The sequence below is a fragment of the Paraburkholderia eburnea genome, assembly GCF_002917095.1.
Taxonomy (GTDB): domain Bacteria; phylum Pseudomonadota; class Gammaproteobacteria; order Burkholderiales; family Burkholderiaceae; genus Paraburkholderia; species Paraburkholderia eburnea.
This window is the reverse complement of record NZ_PQGA01000024.1, coordinates 63,505-77,313: the sequence shown is the minus strand read 5'-3', so window position 1 is coordinate 77,313 and position 13,809 is coordinate 63,505. Positions and strand designations below refer to the sequence as shown.

The 13,809-nt window shown below is 65.6% G+C and carries 9 protein-coding genes and 1 pseudogene; 5 read left to right on the top strand and 5 right to left on the bottom strand.

Annotation, left to right across the window (positions count from 1 at the left end; all coding sequences use genetic code 11):
* Nucleotides 1-362 (bottom strand): annotated as a pseudogene (locus tag B0G62_RS27485) (electron transfer flavoprotein subunit alpha/FixB family protein); the annotation flags it as partial.
* A 32-nt stretch (nucleotides 363-394) separates the two neighbouring features.
* Entirely contained in the window at nucleotides 395-1,144 is a 750-nt protein-coding gene (locus tag B0G62_RS27480; RefSeq protein ID WP_103707327.1) for an electron transfer flavoprotein subunit beta/FixA family protein, read from the bottom strand.
* Nucleotides 1,145-1,364: 220 nt separating this feature from the next.
* Between B0G62_RS27480 and B0G62_RS27475 the strand changes: the two genes are divergently transcribed.
* Both B0G62_RS27475 and B0G62_RS27470 read left to right on the top strand, forming a co-directional pair.
* The gene (locus B0G62_RS27475) at nucleotides 1,365-2,495 is read left to right on the top strand and encodes a sterol desaturase family protein (RefSeq protein ID WP_103707326.1); all 1,131 of its coding nucleotides are present in this window, start codon (nucleotides 1,365-1,367) and stop codon (nucleotides 2,493-2,495) included.
* Between the two features lie 25 nt (nucleotides 2,496-2,520).
* Nucleotides 2,521-3,897 (top strand): cytochrome P450, encoded by a 1,377-nt coding sequence (locus B0G62_RS27470; RefSeq protein ID WP_167401352.1) that lies wholly within the window; start codon nucleotides 2,521-2,523, stop codon nucleotides 3,895-3,897.
* On the opposite strand, the gene B0G62_RS27465 is transcribed toward B0G62_RS27470, so the two are convergent.
* The 3 genes from B0G62_RS27465 to B0G62_RS27455 all read right to left on the bottom strand — a co-directional run bounded on the left by B0G62_RS27465 (nucleotide 3,894) and on the right by B0G62_RS27455 (nucleotide 7,671).
* A complete protein-coding gene (locus tag B0G62_RS27465) occupies nucleotides 3,894-4,760 on the bottom strand; it encodes a lysophospholipid acyltransferase family protein (RefSeq protein ID WP_167401351.1) in 867 nt (288 codons plus the stop codon). The two genes, B0G62_RS27470 and B0G62_RS27465, sit on opposite strands and share 4 nt — an antisense overlap.
* 151 nt (nucleotides 4,761-4,911) lie before the next feature.
* Complete coding sequence (locus B0G62_RS27460) at nucleotides 4,912-6,606, bottom strand: class I adenylate-forming enzyme family protein (protein ID WP_103707323.1); 1,695 nt, start codon at nucleotides 6,604-6,606, stop codon at nucleotides 4,912-4,914.
* A 102-nt stretch (nucleotides 6,607-6,708) separates the two neighbouring features.
* Nucleotides 6,709-7,671, bottom strand: coding sequence for a cyclase family protein (locus B0G62_RS27455; RefSeq protein ID WP_103707322.1), 963 nt, complete (start codon nucleotides 7,669-7,671; stop codon nucleotides 6,709-6,711).
* 271 nt (nucleotides 7,672-7,942) lie between these two features.
* Here B0G62_RS27455 and B0G62_RS27450 point away from each other — a divergent pair, with 271 nt between their 5' ends.
* Genes B0G62_RS27450 through B0G62_RS27440 form a run of 3 tightly spaced genes read left to right on the top strand, consistent with a single transcriptional unit; the run spans nucleotide 7,943 to nucleotide 13,789 of the window.
* Entirely contained in the window at nucleotides 7,943-9,646 is a 1,704-nt protein-coding gene (locus tag B0G62_RS27450) for an AMP-binding protein (RefSeq protein ID WP_103707321.1), read from the top strand.
* Between the two features lie 5 nt (nucleotides 9,647-9,651).
* Nucleotides 9,652-12,930 (top strand): carboxyl transferase domain-containing protein, encoded by a 3,279-nt coding sequence (locus B0G62_RS27445; RefSeq protein ID WP_103707335.1) that lies wholly within the window; start codon nucleotides 9,652-9,654, stop codon nucleotides 12,928-12,930.
* A gap of 34 nt (nucleotides 12,931-12,964) precedes the next feature.
* Nucleotides 12,965-13,789 (top strand): crotonase/enoyl-CoA hydratase family protein, encoded by an 825-nt coding sequence (locus tag B0G62_RS27440; RefSeq protein ID WP_103707320.1) that lies wholly within the window; start codon nucleotides 12,965-12,967, stop codon nucleotides 13,787-13,789.
* Nucleotides 13,790-13,809: the final 20 nt, after the last annotated feature.

Sequence of the window (13,809 nt, the reverse complement as noted above, 5' to 3'; positions counted from 1 at the left end):
TCCGGCGAGTCCACAGCCGTGATGTCGCTGATCTGCGCGACGTCGAGCTTCGCGGCGATACGCGGCGTGACGTTCTTGCCCGATGCCGTTGCCGGAGCCAGGATGTGCGAGTAGTTCTTTGCAATGCCCAGAACCGTCGCTTCGACGTTCTCGGCCAGACTTTGCGCGAGTTGCGGCGCGTCGGCGAGCAGCACCTTCGACACGCCCGCGATCTTTGCAGCCGCGTCGGCAGCCGCTTGAGCGTTGTGACCCGCGACCAGCACGTGCACGTCGCCGCCGATCTTCAACGCTGCTGCCACCGTGTTCAGCGTTGCCGCCTTGATGGATGCGTTGTCGTGTTCAGCGATTACCAGATTCACCAGATTCACCAGATTCGTCATTTTTCCATCGCTCCTTACAGCACCTTGGCTTCGGTCTTCAGCTTCTCGACCAGCGTCTTCACGTCGGCGACCTTCACGCCTGCCGAGCGCTTCGGCGGCTCGACAACCTTGAGCGTCTTCAGGCGCGGCGTGACGTCCACACCGAGGTCTTCAGGCTTGATCGTTTCCAGCGGCTTCTTCTTCGCCTTCATGATGTTCGGCAGCGTGACGTAGCGCGGCTCGTTCAGGCGCAGGTCCGTCGTCACCACTGCGGGCAGCGTCAGCGAGAGCGTTTCCGCACCGCCATCGACTTCACGCGCAACCGTGGCCTTACCGTCGGCGACCGTGATCTTCGAAGCGAAGGTCGCTTGCGGAAGCCCAGCCAAAGCAGCAAGCATCTGGCCAGTCTGGTTCGAATCGTCGTCGATGGCCTGCTTACCCAGAATGACAAGCGAGGGCTGCTCCTTGTGTACCAGCGCTTTTAAAAGCTTCGCCACGGCCAACGGCTGCAATTCGTCATCGGATTCGATCAGCACCGCGCGATCGGCACCAATCGCCAGCGCCGTGCGCAGCGTTTCCTGGCTCTGCGAAACACCGCAAGAAACCGCGATGACCTCGCTAGCCACGCCCGCTTCCTTCAATCGCACCGCCTCTTCCACGGCGATTTCGTCGAACGGATTCATCGAGAACTTCACATTGGCGACATCCATGCCCGTGCCATCCGACTTCACGCGAACCTTCACGTTGTAATCGACAACACGCTTGACCGGCACCACGATTTTCACTTTTTCTCCTCCACGCTTTCATTGCGCGCAACCCGATGACGCATTACACCGTGGGATCGCGATCATCGACAACTATCGATTAACTCTGCCCGTCATAGCCCGCACCTATTGGTCAACGAGCTGGCCCAGACAAAATGAGATCACGCTCCAGCACTCTATAATCGGACGCCTTAGCACCCCGCCCCGTTCATCTCGCGAAACCAAGAATAATGCCTGCAGCATGACTCCATCCGCTCTCGCCTGCGCCATCGGCGGCTGTCTGATCCTTGCGGAACAGCTTGCGCTGCGCCTCGTGCGGCACGATCGGACAAGCTGGCCCGAGCTGGTTTTCAACCTGAATTCCGGCCATATCCTGATGTGGGTGTTCCGTGGCGTCGAGATCGCCGCCTATGCGGCCGTGCTCGCGCACTTCAACCTGCATTGGGTCGATCGGTGGCCACGCGCGCTGCAATGGGTGTTCGCATTCTTCGCCTGGGATCTCTGCTTTTACTGCCGACATCGCGCGCACCACGCGATCGGCCTGCTCTGGTCGGTGCATGTCGTGCATCACCAGGGCGAGCATTTCGATCTGTCGCTGTGCAACCGCAACTCCTGGTATGCCTCGATCACGGACTTGCCGTTCACTGGCCTGCTCGCGCTGATCGGCTTGCCGCTCGACCTTTACGTCGCGGTGTCCTCGTTTCATTACGCCGTGCAATTCTTCAACCATAGCGGCCTCGTGCGCTCGGCGAGCTGGCTCGACCGCTTTCTCGTGACGCCCCTGCATCACCGCGTACATCATCGCGCGGAAGCCCGCTATTTCAACCGTAATTTCGGCGGCACGCTGCTGTTGTGGGACAAGATGTTCGGCACCTTCGCGCAAGCCGATCCCACCGAGACCGCGCGCTATGGGGTGGACGGCATCGCGAATAGCCGCAACCCGCTGCGCGCGAGCAATGAGCCGATCCTGCGCCACTTCGGTTGTGCATGGCCCGCGCAAACGGCCAGTGAGGCGCGCGTCCTGGACGGCCTCTTTGTCGCCGTGGGAGGTGCCCTGCTCTATGGGCTGCTGATCTGCTGGCTCAATCAGCAGCCCGAAAACGCACTGGCGCATCCTTCCGCGCTGATGGCGGCAACGCTGTTCGGCACCATTGCGCTCGGCGCGCACTGCGACGCCCGGCGCTGGGGGCTGATCGGCTGGATCGTACTGGTATTCGCGTTGCCGGCCATGCCCGCGCTCGGCTTCGTGCAATGGAGTCCATGCCATGCCGTGCCGCCAGCGCTGCTGCTCGCCTTCGCCGCACACGGCGTGTGGGGCCTCGCCTGGCTGCTGCGCGACGCCGCGACGTCGCGCAGCCAGCCCCAGCGCTAAAGCGCATTGCTTTGGACTTCTGAACATGCTTGAGCCGTCTGCCTTTTATCCTCCCGCGCCGACGCCGCATCGCGCGCCGCTTGGCCCGCTCGCCCTGCTGCTGACGATACGCCGCAACGTGCTCGACATCTGGACCGAGGCCGATTTCAGGCTGCCGATCCAGTTGCGCAAAACTATCGTCGACCGTCGCGCGCTCATCAGCGATCCCGTCGCGATCCGCCACATCTTCGTGGACAACGCGCGCAACTACGAGAAGAACGAACTGCAGTTGCGGCTGCTGCGCCCCGCGCTGGGAGTCGGGCTCGTCACGGCGAACGGCGATGCCTGGCGCCGTCAGCGTCAGATGCTCGCGCCGTTCTTCTCGCCGCCGCGCATGAATGCGCTCGCCGCGGCCCAAGATGCCGCGGCCGCGCAATCGGCCGCGCGCATCGCTGCCGTCGCGCAGGCCGCGAATGGCGACCGCACGCTCGATATCGCCGACGAAATGGGGCGTCTCACGCTGGAGATTCTGGAGCACACGCTCTTTAGCGCGGGACTCGACTATGTGCCGTCGATGTTTCAGAAGACCGTCGCGCAATACCTCGAAACGCTCGGGCGGCTCGACTATCTCGACCTCATCGGCATGCCGGACTGGCTGCCGCGCTGGAACCGCTTCAAGGGGCGCCGCACGCTGCGCTTCGCGGCGCAGGTCGTGGACGGAATGATCGACGCGCGTCGGCGCATGCTCGACAGCGGCGAGAGCGCGCCGCCCGATCTGCTCACACATCTGCTCAGCGCGCGCGACCCGGCGGGCGAGGCATTGAGCACGCGCGAGGTGCATGACAACATCGTCACGTTCATCGGCGCGGGTCACGAGACCAGCGCCAACGCGCTCACGTGGACGCTCTATCTGCTCTCGCAGTCGCCGCACTGGCGCGCGCGCGTCGAAGCCGAAATCGATACGTTCGCGCACGAAGGACCGCATTTCGCCGATCTGCCGCTCGTGCGCGCCGTCATCGAAGAAACACTCCGCCTCTATCCGCCGATTCCGATGATGAGCCGCATCGCGCGCGAGGCCGATGCCGTGTCGGGCGTGACCATTCCCGCAGGGACCATCGTGACCGTCGCGCCTTACGTGCTGCATCGGCACGAGACACTGTGGCGAGAGCCGAACCGCTTCGACCCGGCGCGTTTTCTCGGCGAGCAGCGTGCGCAGATCGCGCGGCACGCGTGGCTGCCGTTTGGCGCGGGCGGGCGTACCTGTATCGGCATGGGCTTCGCGATGAGCGAGATGATCGTCGTGTTGCGGCATTTGTTGCGGCGCTTTCGTTTCGATCTTGCGCCGGGCCATCCCGTCATGCCGCAGGTACGCGTGACGATGCGCCCGCAATACGGCATGAAAATGCGCGTGCGGCTGCGTTAAAGCGCGTCGGCTTCGCTGTCGCCGAGCGCATAGGTGCGCTCGCGCAGCATCTCGATCAGCGCGCGGTCGCTACGCGCGTGGCGCAATGCTTCGCGCGCGATGGGCGCGCCGATACGCACCGTCACCGGCGTGCCGATGCGCGCCGCCACCTCGCGGAAAATCAGCGCGAGCTTGAGCGTGCGGTCGATGTGGCTGGCGATCTGGAATAGCCGGCTGTTCTGGCCGCAGAAGTACACCGGCAGCACCGTTGCGCCCGTGCGCCGCACAAGCTGCGCGGTGAAACTGCCCCAGGCGGGATCGACCGCGCGCCGGCGTCCGCACCGATCGGGCGACACGGAAATGAGGCCTGCCGGGAACACGATCAGCGCGCCGCCGCGCTGCACGTGTTCGAGCGCCTCGCGACGCACGGCGACATTGGTGGCGCGCGCGGCGTCCCGGATCGACAGATCCACCGGCAGCAACCAGGGCTGCAATTCAGGCGCCTGCGCGAGCACGGAGCTGGCCAGCAGCTTGAAATCGGGCCGCAGACGCTCAATCAGATTGCACAGCGTAATGCCGTCCAGCACGCCATAGGGGTGATTGGCGATCACGACAAGCGGCCCTTGCGCGGGCGCGCGCGCGAGGGCATCGGCGTCGTAACGGACATCAAGCTGGAGCAGACGCACCGCCGCGTGCCAGAAACTTTCGCCTTCGACCGGATGCATGCGGTTATGCCGGTACAGGCGCTCCAGCTTTGCACGCGACGTCCAGCGCTCGATGGTTTCGATCACCAGGCGCTTGAGCGGCGTCGTGACCTGTCCGGCATAAGAAAAGCGCACCTGTTCTGGCGTCGCTCCCCGAGCGTCGCCTGCCTCCACTTCCATTTCACCCATCCGCTGCCACGCTCCCGATCTCTGCTGGCCGATACCTGTTGCTGTTGTAGTGCGTTTGCCGGCGTTGCACCGGCAAACGGCCACACACTATATCGGCGTCTCAAATCGGATGGCGCGCTGGATGCGCGCGCCGCGCCACGGCTTAACCTCGCAACTCCCGACGCAGGATTTTCCCCGTCACGGTCTTGGGCAATTCGTCGATGATCGCGACGATGCGCGGATACTTGTACGCCGCCATGCGCGCCTTGCAGTATTCGATCAGTTCTTCCGGCGTCGCGCTCGTCTGCGGCTTGAGGCTCACCACCGCCTTGACCGTCTCGCCGCGATAGCTGTCGGGCACGCCCACCACGGCCGCTTCGCGCACGGCCGGATGCGTGTACAGCACGTCTTCCACCTCGCGCGGCCAGACCTTGTAGCCGCCCGCGTTGATCATGTCCTTCTTGCGATCGACAAGATAAAACCAGCCGCGCTCATCCATGAAGCCCACGTCGCCAGTGCGAAAGAAGCCGTCGACAATCGCTTTCGCGCTTTCCTGCGGCTTGTTCCAGTAGCCCGGCACCACCATCGGCCCGCGCGAGATGATCTCGCCCACCTCGCCGGGCGCGAGGGGCTGCCCCGTATCGTCGCCAATATAGGACTCCACATTGAAGGCCGGCACACCGATCGAAAGCGTGCCCGAAGCGTGATCCACCGGCGCGTCGCTGCCGACGGGCACGACATGAGTGGGCGAGTTCGTTTCCGTCAGGCCGTAGCCGTTGTGGATGTAATGGCCGAAGCGCGCGCGAAACGCCTCGATCACACTCGGCGGAATCGGCGCGCCGCCCGAATAGATGCGCCGCATCGAAGCGAAATGTTCGCGCGTCGCGCGTGCATCGTTCATCAGCGCGATAAAGACCGTGATCGCGCCGATGGTGAATTCGGGCTTGTGCTCGGCGATGGCGTCGAGAATCACGCCCGGCTCGAAGCGGAACGCGAGCACAAGCGGCGCGGCGCAAATGAAGGCCGCGCCCACGTGACCAACCAGTCCCGTGATGTGAAAGAGCGGCGCGACGCCGAGAATTGGCGCGCCTTCACGCAGGCCGACCCAATCGCGATAGACCTGCGCGTTGAAGGCGACGTTGCCGTGCGTGTTCATCGCCCCCTTGGGCACGCCCGTGGTGCCCGAGGTGTAGACGAGCATGGCGATATCGTCGCCGCGTAATTCGACGGCGGGTGGCTTCTGGCCGCGATGCGCGGCGATCACGCTGGCGAAGTCTTCGGCATCGACGTGCGTATCGTGGCGCGTCATGCCCGCGAAGAGACGCGCGTCGTTGCGCGTCTGGTATTCGAGCGCCGATGTCGTCATGACGCGCGGTGTGACGTACGATGTGACGCACGCTTCGCCACGCGCCGCACGTTCGGCTTCTTCCGCGAGCAGCGGGCGCACCACGTCCTCATAAAGCGTCCCGTGGCACACGAGCACGCGCGCGCCAGAATCCGCCAGCAGCACACGCAATTCGCGCGCACGGTTCATCGGATTCACGGGCACGGCGGTCGCGCCGATCTTCCAGGCCGCCACCAGCGCGATCACGAATTGCGGCACATTCTGCAGATAGATCGCGATCCGGTCGCCACGCACGAGACCGCGTTCGAGCCACGCGCACGCGAGTGCATCGGACTGCTGATCGAGTTCGGCGTAGCTCAGCGCGCCGTCGAAGTACAGCAGCGCCTTGTGCTCGGGCGCACGCGCGACGGCGGCGCGAAACAGGCTCAAGGCGTCGGGGTAGTCCTGGGAAATCGTCGCCGTGTGTCCGCTCGCGTAATGGGCGAGCCACGGCTTGCTGGCGTAGGGCGTCATGAGCGCTCCGGCGGGGGAATCAACGAATCGACGCATCGACATGGCGCACGCGGCAACAGCCTCGGTGTGCGCCGTATCGACATCAGGAAGGCGATGCTACGCCTACTTCACCACCACCGGATTGACCGGCGCGCCGCTGCCGCCCACCACCTTGAGCGGCGCGGCCGTGTAGAGGAAGGACCATTGGCCGTCGTCGGCGCAATCGGCGGCGAGCGGGTCGAGCTGCGCGATTTCCGTGAGCGTCACGCCCAGGTTGCGCATCAGCGCGTTATGCAGCGGCAGCGCCACGCCCGAGACCGGATCGACGGTCACTTCGTTCGCGATGGTGTCGGTCACGAGGTTGGGAATCTCCATCTTGTGGAACCACTCGACCAGTTCGCGGCTATAGGTCAGCCCCGGCTCCACGAAGTTCTCGTAGAACTGCGCCTGGTCGCGCTCGTAGAACGAGCCGATCCAGCCCGTGCGAATCACGAGGATGTCGCGCTTTTCGATGCTCACGCCCTGCGCCTTCGCCGCCGCAAGCAGGTCTTCGTGCGTGAAGGTTTCGCCCGGATCTAGCACCGCCTTGCCGCGATGACGCGCCATGTCGATCAGCACGCCGCGCCCGACCACGCCGCGCTCGGCGATGGGCAGCACGCTGGCCTTCTCCAGCCCGCCGATGGTCGATCTGGCGTCGTAGCCGTTCCAGAGCTGATCGCCATACCAGACGTGACCGAGTGCGTCGTACTGCGTCGAGCCTTGCAGGTACATGATCATCATGTCGTCGGCGTATTCGGCGAGGCCCGGGAAAAGCGGGCCCTTGCCGCACATGTAATGGCCCTTGTCCATCACGTTGATGCGGCGCGCCTGCGAACGTCCAGGCCAGACCGGATCGCCCTTGGGGTGGCCCATCTGGATCTGCAGGGTGAAGGTCTTGCCCGAGCGCACCGACGCCACGCCGCGCAGCACCTCGGCCTGAGTCAGATAGTTGAGCGAGCCGACCTCGTCGTCGCTGCCCCACTTGCCCCAGTTCTTCGGCGAACCTTCCAGCAGCTCGGCCACTTCGGGTACGTTTTTCGACTCCATGCGCTGTCTCCTTTCTTCTCACGCGTTGACGGTGAGTGAGTGGGTGATGCAGAGGGAACGACACGAACGCGGCAGGCGTCCGCGGCATCGAAACAAATCGCACGATCGTTCGATAATGTCAACCGGGAAAAACCGCAGGCGCGTGAAGCGGCAATCGTGCACATCATGGATGGTCTGGTCCGAAGTCCATTCCGAGGTGCAATGAGGCGCAATGAAGTACAACGGCGTCATTCACCGCGCATGACGACCCGCCGAATCCGCGAGGCTCCCGATGAACGAACACGAGTATCTGGCGCATCTGCACGACCTCTGGGCGCGCGCGTGGCCCGCGGGCACGCCACGCGAGCCGCAGTATCCGCTGGGCCAGCGGCCCTTGACGGCGTATCTGCGCGAATGGGCGCGCCGCGATCCGCAGCGCCCCGCCCTGCACTTTTACGGTCGCACACTGAGCTACGGCGAACTCGATTCACTGAGCGAGCGCTGCGCAGCGCTGCTTGCGGAACTGGGCGTGAAAGCGGGCGACCGCGTGGCCGTCTTCATGCCCAACTGCCCGCAGATGCACGTGGCGTTCTACGGCATTCTCAAGCTCGGCGCGGTGCATGCACCGGTCAGCCCTTTGTCGAAGGCGCTCGAACTCGGCTATCAACTCAAGGACAGCGGCGCGCAGGTCGTGATTTGCGCCGATCAACTCCTGCCTATCGTCGAACAGGTACGCGACGAGTGCGCGTTGCGTACCGTGATCGCAACCAACGTGGGCGAGATGCGCGGCGCGCAAAGCGGCGACGCTGCCCCCATACCTCTGCCGGACGTTGTGCTCGCACCGAAATGCGCAAGCGGCCACGCCATCGATCTGCTTAGCGCGCTCGACAACGTCAGCCGGAGCGCACCCTTCCATGAACCGCAACTGGACGACATCGCCGCGCTCAACTACACAGGCGGCACGACGGGCCTGCCGAAGGGCTGCATCCACACGCACGGCGACATGCTCTACACCTGCGCGAGCTTCTTGCCCGTCGCGCTGCGGGCGGACCGCAACGCCGTGTTCCTCAACTTCCTGCCCGAGTTCTGGATCGCGGGCGAAAACGCGGGCCTGCTGTTTCCCGTCTTCGCAGGCGCGGCGCTCGTGCTGCTCGCGCGCTGGGACCCGCTTGCTTGGATGCGTGCCGTCGCGCATTACCGCGTGAGCCATTGCGGCATGTTGGTCGACAGCGTCGCCGAAGTGCTCGATCACCCGCGCGTGCGTGAATTCGACTATGCCTCGCTGCGCCAGGTGGGCGCGATCTCGTTCATCAAGAAGCTCACGCGCGGCTATCGCGAGCGCTGGCGCGATCTCACGGGCTGCACGCTTTACGAATTCAGCTACGGTATGACCGAGACGCACACCTGCGACACCTTCACGCTCGGCATGCAGGACGACGACGACGACCTGCGCGCCCAACCGACTTTCGTGGGCCTGCCCGTGCCCGGCACCGAATTCAAGATCTGCGACTTCGCGAGCGGCGCTCTGCTGCCGCCCGGCAGCGAAGGCGAACTCTGCGTGCGCTCGCCCTCGCTCTTCAAGGGTTACTGGCAGCGCGAACAGGCAAGCGCCGAGGCACTGCGCAACGGCTGGCTGCACACGGGCGACCTCGCCACGCTCACCGAAACAGGCTTTATCCGCTATCTGGGCCGCCGCAAGGAGATGCTCAAGGTGAACGGCATGAGCGTCTTTCCGAGCGAACTGGAAGCGCTGCTCGGCCAGCACCCTGCGATTCTCGGCAGCGCCGTGGTCGGGCGGCCCGATGAGGCGCGCGGTCAGCAGCCGGTCGCCTTCGTCGTGCTCAAGCCTGGCAGCGGTGCAAGCGCGGACGAACTCGCCGCGTGGTGCCGCGCCTCGATGGCCGTGTACAAGGTGCCGGAAATCCGCGTGATCGACGCATTGCCGATGACCGCGACCGGCAAGGTCAGGAAACAGGAACTGGACAAACTGCTGTGACGAACATGAAAACCGTGCTGATCGCCAATCGTGGCGAGATCGCCATTCGCATCGCGCGCGCCGTCGCCGAGGCGGGTATGCGCAGCATCGCCGTCCATGCCGAGGACGACGCCCGCGCGCTGCACGTGCGCCGCGCCGATCTCGCCGTGCCGCTCGCGGGCCGCGGCGCGGCGGCTTATCTGAACATCGATGCGCTGATCGAAGCCGCGCACGCGCATGGCTGCGACGCCGTACATCCCGGCTACGGCTTTTTGAGCGAGCGCGCCGATTTTGCGCAGCGCTGCGAGGATGCGGGCCTGCGCTTCATCGGGCCGTCGCCCGAGGTCTTGCGCACATTCGGCGACAAGGCGCGCGCGCGCGAACTGGCGGCGCGCTGCGGCGTGCCGCTCGCGGCGGGCACGAACCGCGCGACGACACTCGCCGAAGCGCACGCGTTTCTCGCCGAACACGGCGCAATCATGGTCAAGGCGCTCGCGGGCGGCGGCGGGCGCGGCATGCGCGCGGTACGCGACGCCGCCAGCCTCGACGATGCCTTTGCACGCTGCGAATCCGAAGCCCGCACCGCCTTCGGCGACGGCGCGCTCTATGTCGAGCGCCTGCTCGACCACGCGCGCCATGTCGAAGTGCAGATCGTCGGCGACGGCGCGCACGCGAGCCATTTGTGGGAACGCGATTGCAGCCTGCAACGGCGGCATCAGAAAGTGATCGAAATCGCGCCCGCGCCAGGTCTGAACGCCACGCTGCGCCGCGCGATCATCGACGCGGCGCTCACGCTCGCGCGCGCCGTGAACTATCGCGGCATCGGCACGTTCGAGTTTCTCGTCGATATCGCGCGCGGCGACTTCGTCTTCATGGAGGCGAATCCGCGCGTGCAGGTCGAGCATTGCGTGACCGAGGCCGTCACCGGCGTCGATCTGGTGCGCGCGCAACTATCGCTCGCGCAGGGCGCCACGCTTGCCGATCTCAAGTTATCCGAACCGCCACCCGTGCGTGGTTACGCCGTGCAGGCGCGCGTCAATCTGGAAGCGATGCAGGCTGACGGCAGCGCGCGCGCAGCAGGCGGCGTGCTGGTCGCCTACGAGCCGCCAAGCGGCGCGGGCTTGCGCGTGGATGGCTACGGTTACGCGGGTTATGCCACCAGCCCGAATTACGATTCGCTGATCGCCAAGCTGATCGCTCACGCCGATGACTTTCCGGGAGCCTTGCGCAGGGCGGCGCGTGGCCTGGGCGAATTCCGGCTGGAAGGCGTCGCGAACAATATCGGCTTTTTGCAGGCGCTTTTACGACGTGCCGAATTGCCGGACTATGCGGTGGACACGCGCTTCATCGAGCGGCATATCGGCGAGTTGCTGGCGACTTCGAACGATACGCAACCGGAACGCTTTTTCCGCGCCGATGCGGTAAGTCCGGGCGTTTCGCACGACGCGCTCTCCTCGCAAACACACGTTGCACCGCCCGGATGCGTGGCGCTCACCGCGCCGAGCCAGGGCGTGCTGGTGTGCCTCGACGTGCAGCCCGGCGACACCGTCGCCATCGGCCAGCAGATTGCCGTGCTCGAAGCGATGAAAATGGAATTCGTAGTCGAGGCCACGCAAAGCGGCATCGTCCGCGCGCTGTCCGCTGAGCCGAATGACACGGTATTCGAAGGCGCGCCGCTCGTGTTCATCGAACCCGCCGACGTCGCCTCCGTGCAGATGCAAAGCGAAGAGAGCCGCGATCTCTCGCACATCCGCGCCGACCTCGCCGAGGTGCTGGAGCGTCACGCGCTCACGCGCGACGAACGCCGCCCGCACGCGGTCGCCAGGCGCCGCAAGACGGGCCAGCGCACCGCGCGCGAAAACCTTGACGATCTGCTCGATGCCGATAGCTTCGTGGAATACGGCGCGCTCGCGCTGGCCGCGCAGCGCGGCCGCCGCCCGCTCGACGACCTGATTACGCAAAGCCCCGCCGATGGCCTGATCGCGGGCATCGGCACCGTGAATGCCGCGCGCGTGGGCGGCGAGGCGGCGCGCTGCATGGCCGTCGCCTACGACTACACGGTGTTCGCGGGCACGCAGGGCATGATGAGCCACAAGAAGACCGACCGCATGCTGCAACTCGCCGAGCAATGGCGTCTGCCGCTCGTGCTGTTCGCGGAGGGCGGCGGCGGGCGGCCCGGCGACACGGATCATGTGGGCGTCGCGGGGCTCGACTGCCGCACCTTCGCGAGCATGGCGCGGCTTTCGGGACAGGTGCCGCTCGTGGGCGTGGTGTCGGGCCGCTGCTTCGCGGGCAATGCCGCGCTGCTCGGCTGCTGCGACGTCATCATCGCCACGCGTAACGCGAGCATCGGCATGGCGGGACCGGCGATGATCGAAGGCGGCGGGCTCGGCAAGTTCACGCCGGAGGAAGTCGGCCCGGCGAGCGTGCAGGCGCCTAACGGTGTGATCGACGTGCTGGTGGACGACGAAGCCGCCGCCGTGCAGGTCGCGAAACACTATCTCTCGTATTTTCAGGGGCCGATTGCAGACTGGACCTGCGCCGACCAACGCCTGCTACGCGAGGCGATTCCCGAAAACCGCCTGCGCGTCTACGACATTCGCCGCGTGATCGAGATGCTGGTCGATCAGGATTCCATGCTCGAACTGCGCCGCGCGTTCGCGCCGGGGCTGATCACCGCGCTGGTCCGCATCGAAGGCAAGCCCTTCGGATTGCTTGCTAATAATCCGATGCACCTGGGCGGCGCAATCGACGCCCAGGCCGGCGACAAGGCCGCGCGTTTCATGCAGCTTTGCGACACCTTCGGCCTGCCTTTGCTTTCGCTGTGCGACACGCCAGGCTTCATGGTCGGCCCGCAAGCGGAGAAGCAGGCCACCGTGCGCCATGTCTCGCGCATGTTCGTCGCCGGCGCGAGCCTGCGCGTGCCCTTCTTCACCGTGGTGCTGCGCAAGGGTTACGGCCTGGGCGCGCAGGCGATGGCAGCGGGCAGTTTTCACGCGCCGCTCTTCACGATCGCATGGCCCAGCGGCGAATTCGGCGCGATGGGGCTGGAGGGCGCGGTGCGCCTGGGCTATGCGAAGGAACTCGCGGCGATCGACGATCCCGCGCAGCGCGAGGCGCAGTTCGAGCGCATGGTCGCCGACGCCTATCGCAACGGCAAGGCTATCAATATGGCCAGTTTCCTCGAAATCGACAGCGTGATCGATCCGGCGGAGACGCGCCGCTGGCTCATGCGCGGACTCAACGCGAGCCACGGTTTCGCGGATCGCGCGCACCCGGGCAGACGCTTTGTCGATACGTGGTGAATACGCAAATACAGACAACAAACAAGGAGTTGGCATGATCCAGGATACGACCTCGCTCGTCGAGATCGCCATTGCAGACGGTGTCGCCGATGTGCGGCTCAATCGTCCGCAAAAAATGAACGCGCTGAGTCCCGCGATGTTCGACGCGATCATCGCGGCGGGCGAGCGCCTCGCGCGCGAAGCCGATTTGCGTGCCGTGGTGCTCTCCGGCAACGGCAATGCATTCTGCGCGGGCCTGGATCTGGAGAGCATGGCCGCGCTCGACGAGGTGGGCCGCAAAACGCCCATCGCCGAGCGCACGCACGGCCTGTCGAATTACGCGCAGCACATCTGCATGCTCTGGCGCGATCTGCCGGTGCCCGTGATTGCCGCGCTGCATGGCGTGGCGTTCGGCGGCGGTCTGCAACTCGCGCTGGGCGCGGATCTGCGCTTTGTGGCGCCCGACACGCGGCTCTCGGTCATGGAAATGAAGTGGGGTCTCGTGCCCGACATGGGCGGCATGGTACTCACGCGCGGCCTCGTGCGCGAGGACCGGCTGCGCGAATTGATCTACACGGCGCGCGTGGTGAGCGCGAACGAGGCGCTCGAACTGGGTCTGGCGACGCGTGTGAGCGACGATCCGCGCGCGCAGGCGCTGGCGACGGCGCGCGAAATCGCGCAGCGCAGCCCCGATGCGATCCGCGCCGCCAAACGCCTGTTGCATGTCGCCGCGCATGGCGACGCAGCCACCACGCTGCTCGCCGAGTCGATCGAACAGAACGCGCTGATCGGCGGAGCGAACCAGCGCGAAGCCGTGGCCGCGAATCTGCAGAAGCGCGCGCCGCGCTTTTCGCCCGCATCCGAGCCGCCCCAATATTGATGACGCACTTTCCGCCCGCG

What these genes read in the sequence shown, in the direction of transcription:
- B0G62_RS27475 (WP_103707326.1), top strand. Translation starts at nt 1,365, where the DNA reads ATGACTCCATCCGCTCTCGCCTGCGCCATCGGCGGCTGTCTGATCCTT.
- B0G62_RS27470 (WP_167401352.1), top strand. Translation starts at nt 2,521, where the DNA reads ATGCTTGAGCCGTCTGCCTTTTATCCTCCCGCGCCGACGCCGCATCGC.
- B0G62_RS27465 (WP_167401351.1), bottom strand. Translation starts at nt 4,760, where the DNA reads ATGGAAGTGGAGGCAGGCGACGCTCGGGGAGCGACGCCAGAACAGGTG.
- B0G62_RS27460 (WP_103707323.1), bottom strand. Translation starts at nt 6,606, where the DNA reads ATGACGCCCTACGCCAGCAAGCCGTGGCTCGCCCATTACGCGAGCGGA.
- B0G62_RS27455 (WP_103707322.1), bottom strand. Translation starts at nt 7,671, where the DNA reads ATGGAGTCGAAAAACGTACCCGAAGTGGCCGAGCTGCTGGAAGGTTCG.
- B0G62_RS27450 (WP_103707321.1), top strand. Translation starts at nt 7,943, where the DNA reads ATGAACGAACACGAGTATCTGGCGCATCTGCACGACCTCTGGGCGCGC.
- B0G62_RS27445 (WP_103707335.1), top strand. Translation starts at nt 9,652, where the DNA reads ATGAAAACCGTGCTGATCGCCAATCGTGGCGAGATCGCCATTCGCATC.
- B0G62_RS27440 (WP_103707320.1), top strand. Translation starts at nt 12,965, where the DNA reads ATGATCCAGGATACGACCTCGCTCGTCGAGATCGCCATTGCAGACGGT.